Consider the following 20,677-nt stretch of genomic DNA (forward strand, 5'->3'; position numbering starts at 1 on the left):
TTGAATTAATTGAACGTTTGTTTTATTAAGGCGCGCAACGGGAGGATGATCCATGGCGCGGACCACGGGTTCGGACGGAGAGAAGACGGAAGCGGCGCTGCGCGAGGCTGCAGTCAATCTGATTGCCCGCTACGGCTACGAGGCGGTTTCGATGCGCCAGCTTGCCGCCGAGGTCGGCGTCCAGGCCGCTGCCCTCTACCGTTATTTCCCGACCAAGGAAGACCTGCTGTTCACGCTGATGCGGGAACACATGGAGGCGCTGATATCGGGCTGGAACACCGCCGGTGCCGATGCAGAAGGCCCGGTCGCGCAACTCGCCGCCTTCGTCGACCATCACATCCGCTTCCATGTCACGCGCCGTCACGCCACCCACGTCTCCAATCTGGAACTGCGCAGCCTGTCGCCGGAGCGGCTCACGCATATCCTGCGGTTGCGCGCGAGCTACGAGAAGGAGCTGCGCGCCATCCTGCGCGAGGGAGCCCGCAGCGGCGACTTCCTCATCGACGACATCGGCCTGACCGCCATGGCGATCATCCAGATGATCACCGGCGTCATCGTGTGGTTCAGGCCGGACGAGCGCCTGTCTGTCGAAGAGGTCGCGGGAACCTATCTTTCAATGACGATGCGCCTCACCGGCGCGGCCATTTCAAGTGAGAAGAAAAATGTACACGCACTCGCTTAACTTCGGGCTCGGCGAAGACATCGAGGCGCTGCGCGACATGGTGCGACGCTTCGCCCAGGAAAAGATCGCCCCGCTCGCTGCCGACATCGACGGCTCGAACGAGTTTCCGCCGCATCTGTGGAAAGAACTCGGCCAGCTCGGCCTGCTCGGCATCACCGCCGATCCGGAACATGGAGGTTCCGGCATGGGCTATCTGGCACAGGTCGTGGCGATCGAGGAGATCAGCCGCGCTTCCGCCTCCGTCGGCCTGTCCTACGGCGCCCATTCCAATCTGTGCGTGAACCAGATCAATCGCTGGGGCACGCAGGAACAGAAGGCCCGCTATCTGCCCGATCTCTGCACGGGCGACCATGTCGGCGCTCTGGCCATGTCGGAATCGGGCTCCGGCTCCGATGTGGTGTCGATGCGGCTGAGAGCGGAGAAGCGCAACGACCATTTCCTGCTCAACGGCACCAAGATGTGGATCACCAATGGGCCTGATGCCGACACGATGGTCGTCTACGCCAAGACCGACCCGGAGCGGAACTCCCGTGGCATCACCGCCTTCATCGTCGAAAAGCAGATGAGCGGCTTCTCGGTGGCCCAGAAGCTCGACAAGCTCGGCATGCGCGGCTCCAACACCGGAGAGCTGGTTTTCGACAATGTCCAGGTTCCCTTCGAGAATGTCCTCCACGAGGAGGGACGCGGCGTCGAGGTGCTGATGTCCGGCCTGGACTACGAGCGCGTCACGCTCGCGGCCGGCCCGGTCGGCATCATGGCCGCCTGCATGGACACGGTCGTTCCCTATGTGCACGAGCGCAAGCAGTTCGGCCAGCCGATCGGCGAATTCCAACTCGTGCAGGGCAAGCTCGCCGATATGTATTCGACGATGAATGCCTGCCGCGCCTATGTCTATGCTGTCGCGGCAGCCTGCGACAGGGGCGAGACCACACGCAAGGATTCGGCCGGCTGCGTGCTCTACGCCGCCGAAAAGGCGACGCGCATGGCGCTCGACGCGATCCAGCTGCTCGGCGGCAACGGCTACATCAACGACTATCCGACCGGACGCTTTCTCCGCGACGCCAAGCTCTACGAGATCGGCGCCGGCACCAGCGAGATCCGGCGCTGGCTGATCGGCCGGGAGATCATGGCGGAAGCAATCTGAAGTCGCGGCGCGAGCGGACCGGCAGCGCGCCGGTTCTTTTCGCGATATAGTTCGACCGGAGGTGGCGGCGATCCGCTGGCTTCACTGCTCCGAACCGACAAGCATACAAGGCCGTTGCGCCACCAAGGGATCTGAGAACGAACTCATATGGCCACCCTCCACACCCAGCTCTCCCCCCTTTCCGACACCTTCAAGGCCAATGCCGACCGCATGCGGGCGCTGGTCGCCGACATCGGCGCCAAGGCCTCGACGATCGAGCGTGGCGGCCCCGAGGATGCGCGCGACCGCCATGTCGCGCGCGGCAAGCTCCTGCCGCGCCAGCGGCTGGCGCAGTTGCTCGACACCGGCTCGCCCTTCCTCGAGATCGGCCAGTTCGCCGCCTGGGACATGTATGGCGGCGATATCGCCGCGGCCGGGATGATCGCCGGCATCGGCAGGGTCGAGGGGCGCGAGGTCATGGTGGTGGTCAATGACGCCACGGTGAAGGGCGGCACCTATTATCCTCTGACGGTGAAGAAGCATCTTCGCGCCCAGGAGATCGCGCTGCAGAACAATCTGCCTTGCGTCTATCTCGTCGATTCCGGCGGCGCCAACCTGCCCAACCAGGACGAAGTGTTTCCCGATCGCGAGCATTTCGGACGCATCTTCTACAACCAGGCCAATATGAGCGCGGCCGGCATCCCGCAGATCGCCTGCGTCATGGGGTCGTGCACCGCGGGCGGCGCCTATGTGCCGGCGATGTCGGACGAGACCATCATGGTGCGCAAGCAGGCGACGATCTTCCTCGGCGGCCCGCCGCTGGTGAAGGCGGCGACCGGCGAGGACGTGACGGCCGAGGAACTCGGCGGCGCCGACCTCCATACCCGCGAATCCGGGGTCGCCGACCACTACGCATATGACGACGAGCAGGCGCTCGCCATCACCCGGCGCATCGTCAAGAACCTCAACCGCAAGAAGACGATCGGCCTTGATCTCAGGTCGCCCGAGGCGCCGCTCTATGCGGGAGACGAGATCTACGGCGTGATCCCCGCCGACCTGCGCCAGCCTTACGACGTACGCGAGGTGATCGCGCGCGTGGTCGACGGCTCGGAGCTTGACGAGTTCAAGCAGAACTACGGCACCACGTTGGTCACCGGTTTCGCCCATATTCACGGCATGCCGGTCGGCATCATCGCCAACAACGGCGTGCTGTTCTCCGAAAGCGCCCTGAAGGGCGCCCATTTCATCGAGCTCTGCTGCCAGCGCCGGATTCCGCTGGTCTTCCTGCAGAACATCACCGGCTTCATGGTCGGCCGCAAATATGAGGCTGGCGGCATCGCCAAGGACGGCGCCAAGCTGGTCACGGCCGTCGCGACGGCCCAGGTGCCGAAAGTGACGATGATCATCGGCGGCTCCTTCGGCGCCGGCAATTACGGCATGTGCGGCCGCGCCTATTCGCCCCGCTTTCTTTGGATGTGGCCCAATGCCCGCATCTCGGTGATGGGCGGCGAGCAGGCCGCCACCGTGCTCGCCATGGTCAAGCGCGAGGGCATAGAGCGCAAGGGCGGGAACTGGTCCAGGGAAGAAGAGGCCGAGTTCCGCGCGCCGATCCTCGAAAAATACGAGCGCGAGGGTCACCCGCTCTATTCCTCCGCCCGGCTCTGGGACGACGGCATCATCGACCCGGCCAGGACCCGCGAGGTGCTGGCCCTGTCGCTCTCGGCCGCGCTCAACGCGCCGGTGCCCGAAACGAAGTTCGGCGTGTTCAGGATGTAGGCCATGGCAAAGGACCGCATGCAGGCCGTGACTGGCGACATCACCAAGCTCGAGGTCGATGCCATCGTCAACGCCGCCAACAGTTCGCTGCTCGGCGGTGGGGGCGTCGACGGCGCCATCCATCGCGCCGCTGGCCCCGAGTTGTTGACTGAATGCCGCACCCTCCGAGGCTGCAAGACCGGCGACGCCAAGATCACCGCCGGTTACAGGCTGCCGGCCAGGCATGTCATCCACACAGTCGGACCGGTCTGGCATGGCGGCGGCGCGGGCGAGGCCGGGCAGCTCGCCTCCTGCTATCGCCGTTCGCTCGAGCTCGCGCGCGATCATGGCTGCGCCTCGGTCGCCTTCCCGGCGATCTCGACCGGCGTCTATGGCTACCCCAAGGACGAGGCAGCGACGATCGCGGTCCGCACGGTCGCGGCCTTCCTGGGAGAGAACGCGACACCCGAACGTGTCGTCTTCGTCGGCTTCGACGCGGCAACCACAGAACGCCATGCTGCCGAGATAGCGGCGCTGAAAGAGATGGGCTGATGTTTTCGAAGATCCTGATCGCCAATCGCGGCGAGATCGCCGTCCGCGTAATCCGCACCGCGAGGCTGCTCGGCATCAAGACCGTCGCGGTCTATTCGGATGCCGATGCGCGTTCTCTCCATGTCGCCCAGGCCGACGAGGCCGTCCATATCGGCCCCTCGCCTGTCGGCGAGAGTTATCTGAGGACCGACAGGATCGTCGCGGCGGCGCTGGCGACCGGCGCCGAGGCCATCCATCCGGGCTACGGCTTCCTGTCGGAGAATCCTGAATTCGTCGAGGCTGTCGAGGCGGCGGGGCTGGTCTTCATCGGCCCCTCTGCCGCGTCGATCCGCGCCATGGGGCTCAAGGACGCGGCGAAGCGGCTGATGGAGAAGGCCGGCGTGCCCGTCGTGCCCGGCTATCACGGCGATGACCAGGGGTTGGTGCTGCTCGCCGGCAAGGCCAGGGAGATCGGCTATCCCGTGCTGATCAAGGCGCGAGCGGGCGGCGGCGGCAAGGGCATGCGGCGGGTTGAAACCCCCGACGATTTCGCCGACGCGCTCGCAGGCGCCAAGCGTGAGGCCAAGGCCGCCTTCGGCGACGACCGGGTGCTGGTGGAAAAATATGTCGACAAGCCGCGTCACATCGAGGTGCAGGTGTTCGGCGACAATTTCGGCAATGCCGTGCATCTTTACGAGCGCGACTGCTCGGCGCAGCGGCGCCACCAGAAGGTGATCGAGGAGGCCCCTGCCCCCGGCATGACGGCGGAACTGCGCAAGGCCATGACAGAGGCCGCAGTGAAGGCGGCGAAGGCCATCAGATATTCCGGCGCGGGAACGATCGAGTTCATCGTCGACGCCTCCGAGGGGCTCAGGCCCGACCGCTTCTGGTTCATGGAGATGAACACGCGCCTGCAGGTCGAGCATCCGGTCACCGAGATGGTCACCGGCATCGACCTCGTGGAATGGCAGTTGCGCGTTGCGGCGGGCGAGAAGCTGCCGCGAGGCCAAAGCGAGATCAAGCTGGACGGCCACGCCTTCGAGGCGCGCATCTATGCCGAGGACCCCGCGCGCGGTTTCCTGCCGGCGACGGGGACGCTGCACCACCTGCGCTTTCCGGAAGCCGCGCCCGCGAGTGCCGCGATGCGCATCGAGACCGGCGTCAGAAGCGGCGATGCGATCTCGCCCTATTACGACCCGATGATCGCCAAGCTGGTCGTCCACGGGCGCGACCGGCCGTCGGCGTTGAAGGCGCTCGACATAGCGCTGACCGAGACGGAGATCGCCGGTTCGGTCACCAACATCGCCTTCCTGTCAGCGCTGGCCCGCGACGGCGACTTCGCCGCGGGCGACGTCGACACCGGCCTGATCGGGCGCAAGCAGGACGGGTTGACGGAGCGCGAGGCGCCGAGCGAACGGGCGATCGCAATTGCCGCCTTCGCCGCATCCGGGGCTGCCGTGCCCGCCTCGCCCGATCCCTGGTCGAGCCTCGCGGGCTATGCGCATTTCCATCAGGTGGCGCGCACGGTGAAGCTGAGCTTCGCCGACCACACGGTGAGCGCGGCCGTCGCGGCGCGGCCGAGCGGCCGCTTCGACATCGCCGTCGACGGCCTCAAGCAGTCGCTCTCCCTGTCGCCAGAAGATACGCGGGCGGTCGCATGGCCGGGCCATGTCACCGTATTCGACGATCACCAGGCCTACACCTTTTCCGTGACCGATCTTTTGTCGCGCTCGGAGGAGGACGCGGGCGGAGGCGACAGCCTGCGCGCTCCGATGCCCGGCCTGGTGAAGGTCGTGCGCGCCGAAGCCGGCGAGGCTGTGAAGAAGGGCCAGCCCCTGCTGGTACTGGAGGCGATGAAGATGGAGCACACCATCGCCGCGCCTCACGACGGCATCGTCGAGGCCATCGCCGCCGAAGGCGCCCAGGTCACCGACGGCACGGTGCTGGTGCGGTTCGCCGAGATTGCGGACCAAAGCTGAGATGTGGCGGAGCCAGGCGGCCCGGCAACAAAATGGGCGAAGACGGCCCGGCCATTTTGTTGGGACGTCACCCGGGGGCGCGCCCATTCCCGCACCTTGCCGTATATGCCGTCGCGCCAGACGTTGATGTCGTAGCTGGCGCTGTCGCCCTTCTCGTCGAAGATGATCGGCCGATCATCGTCTGGGTCGGTTTGCCGGTCTGGAGCGCCGCCGCGACCACTCCGCGGCCCGGGATCAGTGTGGCCCCGTTGTGATAGCTGCCGAACGCGGCAGGCGGGCGCGGAAGGCAACCTCGAACGCGGAAAGGCCGCGCCGGCCTGTTCTCGCCGGTCGCGGCCTTTCACTGGGCCCCCGCCCTTTCTCGCCTCGGCCATCCGGTCCGGCGCTATCCGCGCTCTTTTCCGGAAGGCATCCCTGTTTGAACTCGTTCAGTTCCCGATCGGTCGCCCGGCGCCGATCAGTGCATCGTCATCCATTCACGCGCTTCGCGAAGAGCGCGGGCGATCTCGGTCTTCGACATCGTCGCCGACAGTTCCGACCGCAACTCGGCTGCGCGGGCCGAACCCTTGATCGCAGCGATGTTGAACCACTTGTGGGCGGCGACGAGGTCGGTCGCGCAGTCGCGCCCGGTCGCATACATCATGCCCAGTTCCAAGAGGATGTCGGCCTGTGCCGTCGAGCCCATGGCGCCAAATCCAGCTTCAAGCATTTCGAAACGTGCCATTTCCAGTCCCCTGTCTCGTCTCCTGAGAGCCTGTCCCGCGTTGCCGTCGAGCCGCCCTTTCGATGCTTCCGAGAATGCGCCGAACGCTTGAATTCGCCGTTAAATGGCTTGCTTAATTTGAGGAAAACAAAGCTAAAACAATAAGTAAACGAGAGAGTTCATTAAGGATAAGGGGCCCCGGCTTTCCTCGCTTTTCCGAAAGATTCGAGAAAAATCCGATGCGCCCGGCGAAAGCCTTCGCTAACCACGAAAGAGGCTGACGACGATTAAGATATGGTTGGAGCGCGACTTTCCAGGCTGCGGGGTTCCCGCGAAATATCGCGCATCTTCCCCCACGGCACCGCTTCCGCTTCGGCACGGGCTGGACTAGCTTACGTTTGCGTAAACGGAAGCGGCGAAGAGCAAGGCCCGCCGCAGGCAACCAATGGGAGGACGTCATGTTTCGGAAACTGAGCCTGGCCGTCGCGGCGACCATGCTTCTGGCCGGCACCGCCTATGCCGACCCGATCGAGGGAAACTGGAAGACGGCAAGCGGCGAGACCGCGGCGATCGCGAATTGCGGCGGCGCGTTCTGCATCACATTGAAATCGGGCAAGTTCACCGGCAAGCGCATCGGCAAGATGCAGGCCAACGGCAGCAACAAATACAGCGGCGAGATCACCGACCCCGCCGACGACAAGACCTATTCCGGCAAGGCGACCTTGTCGGGGGCGTCGCTCAACATGAAGGGCTGCGTGCTCGGCGGCCTCATCTGCAAAGGCCAGACCTGGTCGAAGCTCTAGCGCCCCACTCCCTCACCCGGCCGGCACAGGTCGGGTGAGGGCTCAGTCCGTGCGCCTCAGGCCCGGGCGCGCTGCCCGAACAGCACTTTCTGGGCCTCCTTGTCGTCGGCGAGATTGCGCCGATATTCCTGGCCGATCTCGACCGCCTCGATCACGGCCGGCCGAGCGCTGATGGCCTCGAACCAGCGCTTCAGGTTCGGAAAGTCCTCCAGGTCCTGGCCCTGGTTCTTGTACGGCCGTACCCAGCCATAGGAAGCCATGTCGGCGATCGAGTAGTCGCCGGCCAGATAGGGACGGTCCGCGAGCCGCCTGTTCATGACGCCGTAGAGCCGGTTCACCTCGTTGGTGTAGCGGTCGATCGCATAAGGGATCTTCTCGGGTGCATATTGCCGGAAATGATGCGCCTGGCCAGCCATCGGCCCGAGCCCGCCCATCTGCCAGAACAGCCACTGGTCGATCTCGGTGCGCGAGCGTTCGTCCGTGCCGTAGAACCTGCCGAACTTGCGCCCGAGATATTGCAGGATGGCGCCGGATTCGAAAATCGAGATCGGCTCGCCGCCGGGACCTTCCGGATCGATGATGGCGGGCATGCGGTTATTCGGCGCGATCTTCAGGAAAGACGGCTCAAACTGTTCGCCGCGCCCGATGTTGACGTATTTCACCTCGTAGGGAACGGCCAGTTCCTCGAGCATGATGGTGATCTTCCAGCCGTTCGGCGTGGGCCAGTAATAGAGCTCGATCGGCTTCGACTGGGTGGTCATCGGCACATCTCCGGTAATTGGTCGCCGACAACAGATAGTTCCGCGCCGGTGCAACGCAAGCCGGGAATATTGACCCTGCTGTCAAGTTTCTTGAACGCCGGATGAACGCCGCTCTCAGCAATGGTTCAGCGCGGGGGATGCATTCTGGCTTCGAAACTGAACGAAGGGATGTCCGATGCTCGCCCGCCGCTTCACGATCGTCTGCCTGCTGATGGCCCTGTTCGGCATCCTGCTGTCGATCCTGGTGGCGGAGACGAGCCGGAAGGCACGGTCCTGGGAGATCGGCATGATCGTCCCTTGCGTGATGGAACAAGGGCTCGTCTGCGCCCCGCCGGCGAGGAACTGAACCGAGATGAACGAGGCAACGACGATGAACACCCTGACCGGGATCCTCCGCCTTCTGGCCCGCGCAGCGCTCCTGGCGACGCTCGTCGCGGCTCCGGCCCTGATGGTGCCGAAGGTCAACGCCGGCGACCGCATCACCATCGAGGCGCAGTCGCAGAAGAAGATGGGCGCCGGCCTGGTGCTGCTGGTCAGCCTGCAACGGGCCTGAGAAGAGTGGCAAGAGCGGCCCCTGCGTCCCCGAATCACGGGGAGCCCCCCCTCCCGCAGGCCGATCCGAATCCCTATAATGGGTCATGGAAAAGCGAATCTACCCACAACCGATCGAATCGATCGCCACGCCGGAGCCGTTTGCCCGGCAGAGCTTCACCGATGCGCGGCAGGCCGTCGCGACGCTGAAGATATTATATGACCGCAACACCGCATTCCTGCGGGATTCTTTCAAGCAGCTCGGCGAGGGCCGCGACAATAGCAGGCGTTTCCGCGCCTTCTATCCGGAAATCAGCGTGTCGACCTCGTCCTTCGCGCAAGTCGACAGCCGCCTGGCCTATGGCCACATGCCCTCCCCCGGCCACTACTCGACCACCATCACCCGGCCGGATCTCTTCGAGAACTACCTCGTCGACCAGTTGCGCGTGATCATGCGCAACCACGGCGTGCCGGTAACAGTGTCGGAGTCGGAAACCCCGATCCCCGTCCACTTCGCCTTCGTCGAGGGCACCTATGTCGACGGCTCCATAGCCGACAACATCAAGCGCCCGCTTCGGGACATGTTCGACGTGCCCGACCTTAACGGCACGGACGATCTCATTGCCAATGGCACCTTCGAGCCGATCCCGGGCGAGCCGCTGCCGCTCGCCCCGTTCACGGCGCAGCGCATCGACTACTCGCTTCATCGGCTGTCGCACTACACGGCGACGAGCCCCCGCCACTTCCAGAACTTCGTCCTGTTCACCAACTACCAGTTCTATGTCGACGAGTTCTGCGCCCATGCCCGCGATCTGATGGCGCAAGGCGGCGGCGGCTATTCGGCCTTCATCGAGCCGGGCAACCTCGTCACGCGGGCGGGCGACACGGCGCCGAGCGACGGCGGAAGCCCACCGCGCCTGCCGCAGATGCCGGCCTACCACCTGACAAAGCCTGGCCACGGCGGCATCACCATGGTCAATATCGGCGTCGGTCCGTCCAACGCCAAGACCATTACCGACCATATCGCGGTACTCAGGCCTCATGCCTGGCTGATGCTCGGCCACTGCGCCGGCCTGCGCAACAGCCAGGCGCTCGGAGACTACGTGCTCGCCCATGCCTATGTGCGCGAGGACCATGTGCTCGACGACGACCTGCCGGTGTGGGTTCCGATCCCGCCGCTGGCCGAGGTCCAGGTCGCCCTTCAGGAGGCGGTCGCCGAGGTCACCGGACTTTCCGGCTATGACCTCAAGCGCATCATGCGCACCGGCACGGTCGCCACCATCGACAACCGCAACTGGGAACTGCGCGAGCAACGCGGTCCGGTTCAACGCCTGTCGCAATCGCGGGCCATCGCGCTCGACATGGAATCGGCCACGATTGCCGCCAATGGCTTCCGGTTCCGGGTGCCCTACGGCACGCTGCTCTGTGTTTCCGACAAGCCGCTGCACGGAGAATTGAAGCTGCCCGGCATGGCGACCGAGTTCTACAAGCGGCAGGTCGCGCAGCATCTGACGATCGGTATCCGGGCCGTCGAGAAACTTGCCGAAATGCCGCCGGAGAGGCTCCATTCGCGCAAGCTTCGAAGCTTCTCCGAGACCGCGTTCCAGTAGCTCGGCGGGGGCCTCATCTTGATTGAGCCGCAATCGTCGGGCACCTGATCCGCCATGGAAAAAGCGCGCGTCACGGGAATTGTCAGGCTGGCCGCCCTCGCCTTGCCGCTCGCGCTGTCGCTTCCTTTGGTGGCGGGCTTCTTCGGGGCCTGGCATCCGGCCTTTGATTCCATGGCGCATTTCAGGGCGCATCTGGCCGTCGCGGTAGCGGTGGCCGCCCTGCCTGCCCTGTTCCTCGGCTATCGGAAGGAAGCGGCGATGTCGATCGTGCTCGCCGCTGCGACCTTCGCGGCACTCTCCCACGGGGCCGGGCTGCCCGGCCTGGGCACGGTCAATGCCGCGGTCGATCCTGCACCGGACGGCCGCGCCGTCTACCGCCTCCTGCACATCAATCTGCGTTTCGACAATACCACGCCGGAGAAGGTTCTGTCGCTCATCGGGCGCAGCCAGCCCGACGTCGTCACGCTCAACGAAGTGTCGGAGCAGTGGGTCAGGCATCTCGATCGCATCGCGGCCGCCTATCCCCACCGCGTCCTATGCGACGCCGAGAGCAAGGTTGGCGCCGTGGCGCTGCTGTCGCGGCGCCCCTTTGCGGCGGGCGAGACCGGCACATGCAGCGACGAGGGAGATATGGCAACCGCACGGATCGACTTCGGCGCTCAGGACGTCACGGTCGCCGCGCTCCACTTGAGTTGGCCCTGGCCCAGCAGCCAGCCGAAGCAGATCGACGGTTTGGCAACGGCCTTGTCGGATCTTCACGGCACGACGCTGCTCGCCGGCGATCTCAACGCCACGCCGTGGAGCCATGCCGTCGCCCGCATCGCCGAGGCCGGCGGCTTGCAGCATGTCAGCGGGTCGACGCCGACCTGGCTTTACCGGAAGGTGCCGATTTCATGGCGGCAATGGGTCGGACTGCCGATCGACCACGTATTCAGCAAGGGCGACATCGCCGTCCGGTCGGTGCGCATCCTGGACGATGTCGGCTCCGACCATGCTCCGCTCCTTGCCGAATTCACGCTCGTCGGCCCGAAGCCGCGGGAGGAGCCCCGCTCCACCACCGTCCTCAAGGATGACCGCGCTTCGCGGGCGTGGACCGCGACGGCTTTGGACGCTGCGTGGGCTTTCCCTTCTCCGTCAGGACCTCCGCGCCGGTTTCGCCCCGGATCGCGTAGCACCGTGTCTTTTCCTGGATGATGGGCTTGCATTGCGCGGCGCCCGCACTGGCTGCGGCGGCCTTGTGCCCCACGGCAGCGTTCCGGAGGGGACGCATTCACTCCGCCCGGCTCCCGGCGGAAGAGTCGATTTGCAACCCCAGATTTCAGGAGCAGCGATGCCCTGGGGTCGTCAATCCCTCCTCGCAAGCGCGATGACCAGCTTGTCAACAGTACTGCCGGAGCGGTGTTCTATCATGTCGTAGCGGATCTGGCGCGCCTCGTACTCGGCATAGATCGCCTCGACCCGGCGCTTCACCTCGGCCTGGCTCTTCCGGCAGCGGGGATCGTTCCGCATCGAAAGGCCCGACACCGCCTGCTCGGCGGCGTTCACCATCTGCCTGGCGATTGTGCCGTGCCTTTCCTCATGCTTGCGGACACCCTGCATGAACCGGGCCCAGCGGCGCTTCAGGTCGGGCGAAAGGTCGTTGACCACACGGGGAAAAGTGTAGGTGATCGCAAGCTGGGCCGTGGCGTTCTTGACGCGGCAGACGTCGCCACGCATATCCCATTCGACCTCCCAGCTGACGGTGTAGCCAGTCTGGGCGATCGCGCGGGTGAGCAGGCCGCGCCTCGGTCCTCTTCGATCCATCGACTGAAGAAGCGCATCGCCCGTCTTTCCGGTTATGTCGTAGTTGGTGGTCTTGACGCTGACCCGGACATCGGCAAGGGCCGGACCGGCGGCGAGGACGCAGGCGGCAGCCACACAGGCGATGCTGAAGACGTGCATCTCAAAGCCCTCCACGCTCGTGCCGAGCACAACACATCGGGGCTGACGTTTCAACATAGCACACAGTTTCGCGCCGCCAAAGCGGCCGCTCTACGCCGCTCTACGCCGATGGGATGTGATCAACGGTCGATGAGATCGACCGTTGGAGCGCCCGACTGCGTGGCCCACGCCCGTTCGCGCGGAGCCAGGCATCCAGTGCCGTCGACATGAGAGGCGTTTTTCGCGGCCGCGGAATGGACGCCTCACATATTGGGGTAGACGGGCCCTTCCCCGCCCTGCGGCGGCACCCAGTTGATGTTCTGGTTGGGGTCCTTGATGTCGCAGGTCTTGCAGTGCACGCAGTTCTGCGCGTTGATCACGAAGCGCACGTCGATGCCCATGCGGTCGGCCGCGGCATTGCCGTCGGCATCCACCCATTCGTAGACCCCGGCCGGGCAGTAGCGTGTCGACGGTCCGGCGAAGACGTCGTGCTCGGAACGCTTCTCCAGCTCCAGGTCCTTGACCTGGAGATGGATCGGCTGGTTCTCCTCGTGGTTGGTGTTCGAGAGGAACACCGACGACAGCCGGTCGAAGGTCAGAACGCCGTCCGGCTTGGGATAGTCGATCTTCTTGTGGTTCGCGGCCGGCTCCAGCGCGGCATAGTCCGGCTTGCCGTGCTTCAGCGTGCCGAACGGCGAGAAGCCGAAAAGCGTGTTGAGCCACATGTCGAGCCCCCCGACAGCCACGCCGAACAGGCCCAGCCGCGACCACAGAGGCTTGACGTTGCGCACCTTCTTCAGATCCTTGCCGATGTCGCTCGCCCGCCAGGCCGCTTCGTAGCCGGCAAGCTCGTCATGCGCGCGCCCCTCGGCGATCGCCGCCGCCACATGCTCGGCCGCCAGCATGCCCGACAGCACTGCATTGTGCGAGCCCTTGATGCGCGGCACGTTGACGAAGCCGGCCGAGCAGCCGATCAGCGCCCCGCCCGGGAAGGCGAGCTTCGGCACCGACTGCCAGCCGCCCTCCGTGATGGCGCGCGCGCCATAGGAGATGCGCTTGGCGCCCTCGAAGGTGCCGCGGATCGCCGGATGCGTCTTGAAGCGCTGGAACTCCTCGAACGGCGACAGATAGGGGTTCTTGTAGTTCAGATGCACGACGAAGCCGACCGCCACCTGGTTGTCCTCCAGATGGTAGAGGAACGAGCCGCCGCCGGTGCCCGTGCCGAGCGGCCAGCCGAACGAGTGCTGGACAAGCCCCGGCCGGTGGTTCTCCGGCTTCACCTGCCACAGTTCCTTCAGCCCGATGCCGAACTTCTGCGGCTCGCGCCCCTCGCCGAGCCTGAAGCGGGCAATCAACTGCTTGGCGAGCGAACCGCGCACGCCTTCGCCTATGAGCACATATTTGCCCATCAGCGCCATGCCCGGCGCGAAGGCCGGCCCGTGCGAGCCGTCGCGCTCGACGCCCATGTCGCCGGTCACGACGCCCGTGACGGCGCCGTTCTCGTCATAGATCAGGTCAGCGGCGGCGAAGCCCGGATAGACCTCGACGCCGAGCGCCTCGGCATGGCCGGCCAGCCAGCGGCAGACATTGCCGAGCGAGACGATGTAGTTGCCGTGATTGTTCATCAGCGGCGGCATCAGGAAATTGGGCAGGCGGAACGAGCCGGCCGGGCCGAGCACCAGGAAGTGGTCGTCGGTGACCGGCGTCTTGAACGGATGGTCCTTTTCCGCACGCCAGTCCGGCAGCAGCCGATCAATGCCGACCGGATCGACGACCGCGCCCGACAGAATATGAGCGCCGACCTCAGAGCCCTTTTCCAGCACGACCACGGAAAGCTCGGGATTGACCTGCTTCAATCGGATCGCCGCTGCAAGACCGGCAGGCCCCGCGCCAACGATCACGACGTCGAACTCCATGCTCTCGCGTTCGATTTCGCTCATCAATTCCTCCGCCCTTGCAGATCGACCACGATGCTGCATAAACCAAACACGCATCCTGCGAAACCGCATAGGCCATGCGACAATTCATCAGGTGGATGCGCTGTTGTGCACAGCAATATCGGGTAACCAACATTTACGTAAACGTCAATGCACTGCGGTGCAGGACGTGGCGCGTGACCAAAGGCCTCCAATATTCTAGCCTACTCTTCTTGCGCCGGATTTCGCCCGGCTTCATCAGCCAGGCGGCGTCCGGCCGGAAAGCGCAGGCAGGCGATGTTGCGGCTGTTTCGTGGTTTTCGAGCTTTTGTGTGCTGGGCCGCCATGGCCCTGCCCCTTCTCGCCGCATATCCGGCCGCCCCGGGGAACATCAGGGGCAAAGCCCACATCTGGCGCGCCGGCGCTTATTCCTTCTCGGACGAGCTCGGCGGACTTCGTATCCTCGGCGTCAGCGGAAGCGGGCGCAAGGAGGACCCGTTCGTGGTCAGGCAGGAATTCACGTCCTCCAGCCCGGCAATCATGGTGATCCGCGCGGCGGCGCCGATCCGGCCCTTCGACCAGTCCGGCGCCTTCGCGAGCGGCTTCATGCATATGCGCGTCGTGGTGGTCAACAACAGCGGCCAAGCCTGGGTGGAGTTCGAATTCGAGTTGCAGGAGCTCTATCTCCAGCCCAGCGTGTTCGGCGATGGCCTTTCCTTCGACCAGCGCCGCTCCGACAGCGACAACATATCATCCGACAGCTTCGCTCAGTTCAGCCGCGACTTCGAGCCTTACGACAGGTTGCGCTTCCGCGACGGCAAGGTGGATCCGCTAGCGACGGCGGGCTTCAGCTTCCTGATCACCGACTTCACGCCGCGCAGCCAGTTTTATCTGCTGCAGGATCCGCGCATCCCCTCATCCTGACCTTGAAAACATCAGCCCGATCTGCGACGCAGGAATGGATAGAGGCTCATGATGACCCCGCGAATAGACGACATACAGGCCAGCCTGCGTGAGGTCTTGCGTTTCCTCGCCGATGCAGGCGTCGACGAAGCGCTGGACGAGGTCGCCGTGAACCGCTTCGTGGAGGCGCCACGCCGGAAAGCCGCGCGCCAGGAACAGGAGGAGCGGACGCGGGAAACCGGTGGCAAAGCGGCGCCCGCCGCGCAGGCCGATCTGCGCCGCCCGGCCGCAGCCGTGCCCGACGAGGCGCAGGCAGCCAAGGCTCGCGAGCTTGCCCGCAGTGCCTCCACGCTCGCGGAGCTGCAGGAGATCCTCGCCGGCTTCGACGGCTGCAACCTGAAGTTCACGGCAAAGAACCTGGTCTTTGCCGACGGCAACCCGGAGGCGGCGGTGATGTTCGTCGGCGAAGCGCCGGGACGGGACGAGGATCTGGAGGGCCTTCCTTTCGTCGGCAGGTCGGGGCAGTTGCTCGATCGCATGCTCGCCGCGATCGGTCTCGACCGAGGCACGGCCTACATCGCCAACGTCATTCCCTGGAGACCGCCCGGCAACCGGACGCCGACCCCGCACGAGACCGAGATCTGCCGGCCGTTCATCGAGCGCCAGATCGAGCTCGTAGGCCCGAAGGTGCTGGTCAACCTCGGCGCCCCGTCCTCCAGAACGCTGCTGAACACGACCGAGAACATCCTGCGGCTGCGCGGCAACTGGCGTGTCCACACCACCGCTTCGGGCGTCGCCATACCCGCCATGCCGACCCTGCATCCGGCCTATCTCCTGCGCAACCCCGCCCACAAGAAGCTCGCCTGGCGCGATTTCCTGGAGGTGAAGGCGAGGTTGCGCAGCCTCGGGCAATGATCGCAGCGGCCGGAAGCAGGACTGAACGCGGAGCTGCGGAAACAGCAGCCGATACGAGGAGATCCTTCCCTGCTTTCATCCGGCGCTACGCCGCCTGATCGATACGGCAAGCAGACGAGAATCCGACGCTCGGAACCGGAGCGCCCCGGGGCTGGTTTCCGGCCATACGTCTCTTTGACCGGAACGAGCGGTCAGCGCCATATCGAGACGTTCGGACAAGCGATCGGGAAGGACGCGCTTTCGACCTTTTCACCGTCCTTCGACAAGTTCCCGGCGTCCCGCACCCTATCGGCGACCCTTTGGCGCCCGCAAGGTTCATGCGGCCCCAGTGATTCATATCCCAGGTGCCTCGGGGTACCGTCCGCGCCATACAGCCGGCGGCATCCCGATCTCGCGCTTGAACGCGCGCGTGAATGCCGCCTCGGACTGGTAGCCAGACTCGAGCGCAATCCTCACGATGGACTCATGTGACGTCCGCAGCCGCTGTGCCGCAAATTGGATGCGCTGCCTGGCCAGATAACGCATCGGCGGTTCGCCAATCAGGCGAGTGAACCTGTCCGCAAAGGCAGAGCGGGACAGCCCCATTTCCCGCGCGAGTTCCTCGACCGTCCATCGATGCTCCCTGCTGGCGTGAAGCCGCGCGAGCGCCCGGCCGATTGCCGGATCGCGCAGGCCGGCAAGCCATCCGCGCTGGACCTGCGGCAGCGTCTCCACGTAGCGGTGAACCGCCTCCATGAACAAGCATTCCGCAAGCTGGGCCAGGATCGACGGCGAGTTGACGCGCCCTGCTGCCGTCTCCTTCGCGGCGAACCGGAGCGAGCTTGCGATCCAGTCGCTGGAAGCACCTTCTTCTACCGGGAGTTTGAGCACATTGGGCAATAGCTTGATGATCGGATCGTTCGGCATGTCGGTGCCCAGAAAACCGCACATGATATGGCATAATGCGCCGCCGCCGCCGTAGTCGATGCGCGCCACTTTCCCATTTGTGGGAGGCAGGACCAATTGCTTCGCGCTAACCGGGGGGAGGCTCAGGTCGCTGCCGAGCATGTGGCCGCCATTGGTCGGAAAAACCACGATCTCGCCGGCCGTGATCTTTATCGGCTCCTGTCCGGCTATCTGCAGGAGCAGGCAACCCTGCGTGATGTAGTGATACGCAATCACGTGAGAGGGAAACGACATCCCCAGCAGGCCGACCTCGTCAGGTCCGATCGCCGAGGCGGTCACACACCAGGGGTCGGTGAAATCACAGTCGAGGAATATGCCGCCGCTCAGGCGCATTGTGCACAGCACGTCCAGCAATGCATTCATGAACGGAGCCCCCCGTCTCAGGCGGATCGGGCAAGGAATACGGCGTATCGATCATTCCGGGGCAACGCCATCGTCAATATCATACCACGAATTCAACGTGTGCGGTCTTGACCAGTCCAAAGAGGTGTGGAGGCCGAGTGCATCGGCATCGACCCCTGGTACGGTTTTGTCCTGAAAAGCGGACCAAGACCATGGAGGATGTCGCCGTGAATCACATCCGCATTTTCCCGATCGTCGCCGCAGCCACCTCCGTAGTTGTCGTAGCCCTTCCGGCTGACCTGCGCGGCGAGGACGACACAATGGAGGGCAAGGTAGTCCTGCCGGACCAGATCGCGTGGGCGCCCGGACCTGCAGCCCTTCCGCCCGGGGCGGAAGCCGCTGTGCTCTATGGCAACCCAGGTGAAGACGGTCTGTTTGCGCTGCGGCTGAAGCTCCCGGCGGGTTATCATATTCCGCCGCACACCCATCCGAAGCCGGAGATCGTGACCGTCATCACCGGAACGTTCCGCCTGGGGATGGGAGAAACAGCCGACCATGACGGAGCCCGGGTCTTGCCTGCCGGCGGTTTCCTTGCGCTCTCGCCGGGCGTGGCGCATTTCGCCTACGCGGATGACGGTACCGTCATCCAGCTCAACAGTACGGGTCCCTGGACGCTGACCTATGTCAATCCGGACGACGACCCGAGAAACAAATAGCCGGCAGTCGGGCCGCGCGGTGCGGTTTTGACCGGTCCGCGGGATTCGCCGCACTCCTAGCCGCCGCACCGGTCCGGTGGCGGGGGAATTGACAAACTTGGGAGAACGGACATGGCTGAAACGCCTAAGGAATTGGTCGTGGTCATAACCCGTGGGGCCGATCACGAACTGTCTTCGGTTGCCTTCACGATCGCCAATGGCGGCATGACGGCAGGTCTGAAGGTATCGATCTTCCTGACCAGCGCTGCCGTCGATCTCGTCCGCAAGCGCGCGGTTGAGGGTCTGGTCGTGCATCCGCTCGAGCCCTTGCAGGCGCTGATCAAGGATTTTCTCGCCCGCGGCGGGCAACTATGGGCCTGCACCCCTTGTGTCAAGGCGCGCGGCTATGAGCAGAGCGACCTGATCGACGGCGTTGAGATAGCCGGGTCGAGCGCGATGCATGAGCGGATCCTGGCAGGTGCAGCGACGTTGAGCTTCTGACACCTGCGGCGCGAGAAACAGGCCAAGCAGGGAAGCGTGGGCAAAGACGCGCGCGGCTGGGGCCGATCGCGGGGGGCAGTGACCATGATTTCCACCGCGAATGTCGCCTTCGACCCGAAGGATCTGGAATCCAAAGTGAAGGCGATGTACCGCAAGGTCGCCGAGGATCCGCGCGGGGAGTTCCACTTCGAGATGGGCCGCCCGCTCGCCGAACGGCTCGGCTACGTCGCCGCCGATCTCGACCGAATCCCGGCGGAGGCGATCGAGTCGTTTGCCGGCGTCGGCTACCACTTCGATCTCGCCGATCTCAATGAAGATGAGACCGTCATCGACCTCGGCAGCGGTTCGGGCATGGATACCTTCATTGCGGCCCTCAGGGTCGGTCACGGCGGGAGGGTGGTTGGCGTCGACATGACGGACGAGCAACGGGCGAAGGCCGAGCGACTGCGCAATCGCGCCGGCATTCACCAGATCGCCTACGTCGAGGGTCATATCGACGATGTCTCGATTTCCGATGATTTCGCCGATGCCGTTCTCAGCAACGGCGTCATCAATCTCGCCCCTGACAAGGTGGCGGTGTTCCAGGAGGCCGCTCGTATCCTGAAGCACGGGGGGCGGCTTGCCCTTTCGGACATCGTCACGGAACGCCAGTTGCCCGACACGGTTGTCTGCAACGCCAACCTTTGGGCCGCCTGCATCGGCGGGGCCATGCAGCACGACAAATATCGTGCTGCCATCGAGGCCGCCGGGCTTCGGGTCAAGACGGTTCGGGACAATCCCAGCTACCGTTTCATCTCGGACAATGCGAGAAGCGCGCAGGAGAAATGGGGCGTCAAGAGCATTTCCGTTCTGGCCGTCAAAGGGTGATGGAAGCGTTTTCACCCCCTCAACACACTCTTGACCGTCCTGGACGGTACCCTCGCCGACGAAACAATCGCTCGTCGGGCATGAAAATCGCCGCGGTGCCGCGAAGGGCGACTTCGCCAGGACATCCTCGATCCATCCGCGTGCGATCGCATGCATTTGCCATCCTCCTTCTGCGGGAACCGGGTCAAGCGGCCGCCGAACGGCGCAGGCCGACGAATTGCAGTTCGGCAAACAAGGCTACGGTCAGCGCCTGGGCGGCAACGAAGGCGATACCGAGAACGTTGGGCGCCACAGAACCGGAGATCCGCAGCCCGAAGCTGGCGACCACCCAAAGCACGTTGATGGCGATGGTATCGATCAGGACGAGGCGGGAAACCGTCTGGCGCCGCGCCGTGACCAGGAGAAGGGCGACGAAAGCCGGGCGCAACAGCGACGCGATCATGCTGTCCGCGCGGTTCCACGTCGGCATCGCGGAGATCGCCGACCACTCCGTTTTCACGGACTTCGTGCGCGACCTCGTCTCCCACTCCTCCCTCATCATCGCGCTCTACTGGAAACGGCGTGAAACGACCTGCGAGAGCCATGCCCACCATGCGCTGGTCGACGCCATCGAAGCCCACAAGCCCGCGGAAGCGGCGGAGTTGATGAGGCACCATATGCTTGACCTCCTGTCGGGCCTCGACCTCACGCGCGCCAGCCCCAAGCCCGAACGCCTCGCCGACTTGTTGCGGTAGTGGTGGTCTGGCACCTGGAACCGAGGCCGTAAGGCCGCCTGGGGTTTGTTTCCTGCCGTACGTCTCTGACCGGAACGAGCAACCGGCGCGACTTCCGGACGTAGGTGCATCATATGCATTTCGGACGTTGGTACTGCGCGAGTTCAACCCGTCCCGCCGGTTCGGAGCCTTAATTGGCATCAATAGAGCCTAACTCCCGCTTCTTGACACATGACGGCGCTGTGCCGCCTCTCTGAGGAACCGCAGGCTTACCACGGCGACGAGCACGATTCCGGCTACACGCCCGGAATCCTCCATGCGACGCTATCGATCGACGCTGATCAGTTGCAAGAAGAGGCCGCTCGGGAAGAACTGGTTCTTGATCGAAAGACGTTCGGTGGCACTGGCTTTCATGCGCGCCGCCTGCCCAAGGCTCCCGTCACCCGACTGCGGCGCCAGTTCGAACGCATTCATCGCGGCCA

At 64.6% G+C, this 20,677-nt stretch carries 22 protein-coding genes and 1 pseudogene; 16 read left to right on the plus strand and 7 right to left on the minus strand.

The genetic code is table 11. From position 1 onward, the window contains the following. The first annotated feature begins 52 nt into the window (after window positions 1–52). The 5 genes from JN302_RS28355 to JN302_RS28375 all read left to right on the plus strand — a co-directional run bounded on the left by JN302_RS28355 (window position 53) and on the right by JN302_RS28375 (window position 6,070). A complete protein-coding gene (locus JN302_RS28355; RefSeq protein WP_202307510.1) occupies window positions 53–682 on the plus strand; it encodes a TetR/AcrR family transcriptional regulator in 630 nt (209 codons plus the stop codon). Then, window positions 663–1,826 (plus strand): isovaleryl-CoA dehydrogenase, encoded by a 1,164-nt coding sequence (locus JN302_RS28360; RefSeq protein ID WP_202307511.1) that lies wholly within the window; start codon window positions 663–665, stop codon window positions 1,824–1,826. The genes JN302_RS28355 and JN302_RS28360 overlap by 20 nt, the downstream gene beginning before the upstream one ends. 147 nt (window positions 1,827–1,973) lie before the next feature. After that, complete coding sequence (locus JN302_RS28365; RefSeq protein ID WP_202329932.1) at window positions 1,974–3,581, plus strand: carboxyl transferase domain-containing protein; 1,608 nt, start codon at window positions 1,974–1,976, stop codon at window positions 3,579–3,581. Between the two features lie 3 nt (window positions 3,582–3,584). Then, window positions 3,585–4,112, plus strand: a complete 528-nt coding sequence (locus JN302_RS28370) for an O-acetyl-ADP-ribose deacetylase (RefSeq protein WP_202307515.1) — start codon at window positions 3,585–3,587, stop codon at window positions 4,110–4,112. Then, entirely contained in the window at window positions 4,112–6,070 is a 1,959-nt protein-coding gene (locus JN302_RS28375; RefSeq protein ID WP_202329933.1) for an acetyl-CoA carboxylase biotin carboxylase subunit, read from the plus strand. The genes JN302_RS28370 and JN302_RS28375 overlap by 1 nt, the downstream gene beginning before the upstream one ends. A gap of 457 nt (window positions 6,071–6,527) precedes the next feature. Here the strand turns inward: JN302_RS28375 and JN302_RS28380 are convergent, their stop codons facing one another. Continuing rightward, on the minus strand, window positions 6,528–6,794 hold the full coding sequence (locus JN302_RS28380; RefSeq protein ID WP_202307517.1) for a sel1 repeat family protein: 267 nt from the start codon (window positions 6,792–6,794) through the stop codon (window positions 6,528–6,530). Window positions 6,795–7,231: 437 nt separating this feature from the next. Between JN302_RS28380 and JN302_RS28385 the strand changes: the two genes are divergently transcribed. After that, on the plus strand, window positions 7,232–7,576 hold the full coding sequence (locus tag JN302_RS28385) for a DUF2147 domain-containing protein (protein WP_202329934.1): 345 nt from the start codon (window positions 7,232–7,234) through the stop codon (window positions 7,574–7,576). A gap of 56 nt (window positions 7,577–7,632) precedes the next feature. Here JN302_RS28385 and JN302_RS28390 read toward each other — a convergent pair whose 3' ends face one another. Then, window positions 7,633–8,337 carry a glutathione S-transferase N-terminal domain-containing protein gene (locus JN302_RS28390; protein WP_202329935.1) on the minus strand — a complete coding sequence of 235 codons (705 nt, stop codon included), beginning with the start codon at window positions 8,335–8,337 and terminating at the stop codon, window positions 7,633–7,635. A 175-nt stretch (window positions 8,338–8,512) separates the two neighbouring features. Here JN302_RS28390 and JN302_RS28395 point away from each other — a divergent pair, with 175 nt between their 5' ends. From JN302_RS28395 to JN302_RS28410, 4 genes are all read left to right on the plus strand, one after another. Further along, window positions 8,513–8,683, plus strand: coding sequence for a hypothetical protein (locus tag JN302_RS28395; protein ID WP_202307520.1), 171 nt, complete (start codon window positions 8,513–8,515; stop codon window positions 8,681–8,683). 6 nt (window positions 8,684–8,689) lie between these two features. Then, on the plus strand, window positions 8,690–8,890 hold the full coding sequence (locus JN302_RS28400; protein WP_244845973.1) for a hypothetical protein: 201 nt from the start codon (window positions 8,690–8,692) through the stop codon (window positions 8,888–8,890). Window positions 8,891–8,975: 85 nt separating this feature from the next. After that, window positions 8,976–10,478 (plus strand): AMP nucleosidase, encoded by a 1,503-nt coding sequence (locus JN302_RS28405; protein ID WP_202329936.1) that lies wholly within the window; start codon window positions 8,976–8,978, stop codon window positions 10,476–10,478. A gap of 54 nt (window positions 10,479–10,532) precedes the next feature. Next, window positions 10,533–11,672 (plus strand): endonuclease/exonuclease/phosphatase family protein, encoded by a 1,140-nt coding sequence (locus tag JN302_RS28410; protein WP_202329937.1) that lies wholly within the window; start codon window positions 10,533–10,535, stop codon window positions 11,670–11,672. Window positions 11,673–11,822: 150 nt separating this feature from the next. Here the strand turns inward: JN302_RS28410 and JN302_RS28415 are convergent, their stop codons facing one another. Both JN302_RS28415 and JN302_RS28420 read right to left on the minus strand, forming a co-directional pair. Further along, the gene (locus tag JN302_RS28415; protein WP_202329938.1) at window positions 11,823–12,419 is read right to left on the minus strand and encodes a DUF922 domain-containing protein; all 597 of its coding nucleotides are present in this window, start codon (window positions 12,417–12,419) and stop codon (window positions 11,823–11,825) included. Window positions 12,420–12,661: 242 nt separating this feature from the next. Further along, window positions 12,662–14,338, minus strand: a complete 1,677-nt coding sequence (locus JN302_RS28420; protein WP_202329939.1) for an electron transfer flavoprotein-ubiquinone oxidoreductase — start codon at window positions 14,336–14,338, stop codon at window positions 12,662–12,664. Between the two features lie 321 nt (window positions 14,339–14,659). On the opposite strand from JN302_RS28420, the gene JN302_RS28425 reads away from it, so the two are divergent. Both JN302_RS28425 and JN302_RS28430 read left to right on the plus strand, forming a co-directional pair. Beyond that, the gene (locus JN302_RS28425; RefSeq protein WP_244845975.1) at window positions 14,660–15,238 is read left to right on the plus strand and encodes a hypothetical protein; all 579 of its coding nucleotides are present in this window, start codon (window positions 14,660–14,662) and stop codon (window positions 15,236–15,238) included. Between the two features lie 51 nt (window positions 15,239–15,289). Next, window positions 15,290–16,132, plus strand: coding sequence for a uracil-DNA glycosylase (locus JN302_RS28430; protein ID WP_202334475.1), 843 nt, complete (start codon window positions 15,290–15,292; stop codon window positions 16,130–16,132). A 333-nt stretch (window positions 16,133–16,465) separates the two neighbouring features. Here JN302_RS28430 and JN302_RS28435 read toward each other — a convergent pair whose 3' ends face one another. Continuing rightward, a complete protein-coding gene (locus JN302_RS28435; protein WP_202307530.1) occupies window positions 16,466–17,440 on the minus strand; it encodes an AraC family transcriptional regulator in 975 nt (324 codons plus the stop codon). A 191-nt stretch (window positions 17,441–17,631) separates the two neighbouring features. Here JN302_RS28435 and JN302_RS28440 point away from each other — a divergent pair, with 191 nt between their 5' ends. The 3 genes from JN302_RS28440 to JN302_RS28450 all read left to right on the plus strand — a co-directional run bounded on the left by JN302_RS28440 (window position 17,632) and on the right by JN302_RS28450 (window position 19,482). Further along, the gene (locus JN302_RS28440) at window positions 17,632–18,135 is read left to right on the plus strand and encodes a cupin domain-containing protein (RefSeq protein WP_202329940.1); all 504 of its coding nucleotides are present in this window, start codon (window positions 17,632–17,634) and stop codon (window positions 18,133–18,135) included. A 111-nt stretch (window positions 18,136–18,246) separates the two neighbouring features. Continuing rightward, window positions 18,247–18,615, plus strand: coding sequence for a DsrE family protein (locus JN302_RS28445; protein ID WP_202307532.1), 369 nt, complete (start codon window positions 18,247–18,249; stop codon window positions 18,613–18,615). An 84-nt stretch (window positions 18,616–18,699) separates the two neighbouring features. Further along, window positions 18,700–19,482, plus strand: a complete 783-nt coding sequence (locus JN302_RS28450; RefSeq protein ID WP_202329941.1) for a methyltransferase domain-containing protein — start codon at window positions 18,700–18,702, stop codon at window positions 19,480–19,482. A gap of 184 nt (window positions 19,483–19,666) precedes the next feature. Here JN302_RS28450 and JN302_RS28455 read toward each other — a convergent pair whose 3' ends face one another. Beyond that, on the minus strand, window positions 19,667–19,924 hold the full coding sequence (locus tag JN302_RS28455; protein WP_202315349.1) for a hypothetical protein: 258 nt from the start codon (window positions 19,922–19,924) through the stop codon (window positions 19,667–19,669). On the opposite strand from JN302_RS28455, the pseudogene JN302_RS28460 reads away from it, so the two are divergent. Further along, window positions 19,890–20,216, plus strand: a pseudogene (locus tag JN302_RS28460) (FCD domain-containing protein); the annotation flags it as partial. The gene JN302_RS28455 and the pseudogene JN302_RS28460 overlap by 35 nt on opposite strands. Before the next feature lie 303 nt (window positions 20,217–20,519). On the opposite strand, the gene JN302_RS28465 reads toward JN302_RS28460, so the two are convergent. Further along, window positions 20,520–20,669 (minus strand): hypothetical protein, encoded by a 150-nt coding sequence (locus JN302_RS28465; protein WP_202329942.1) that lies wholly within the window; start codon window positions 20,667–20,669, stop codon window positions 20,520–20,522. Window positions 20,670–20,677 lie beyond the last annotated feature (8 nt).

This window comes from Mesorhizobium sp. L-8-3 (genome assembly GCF_016756615.1).
Classification (GTDB): Bacteria; Pseudomonadota; Alphaproteobacteria; order Rhizobiales; family Rhizobiaceae.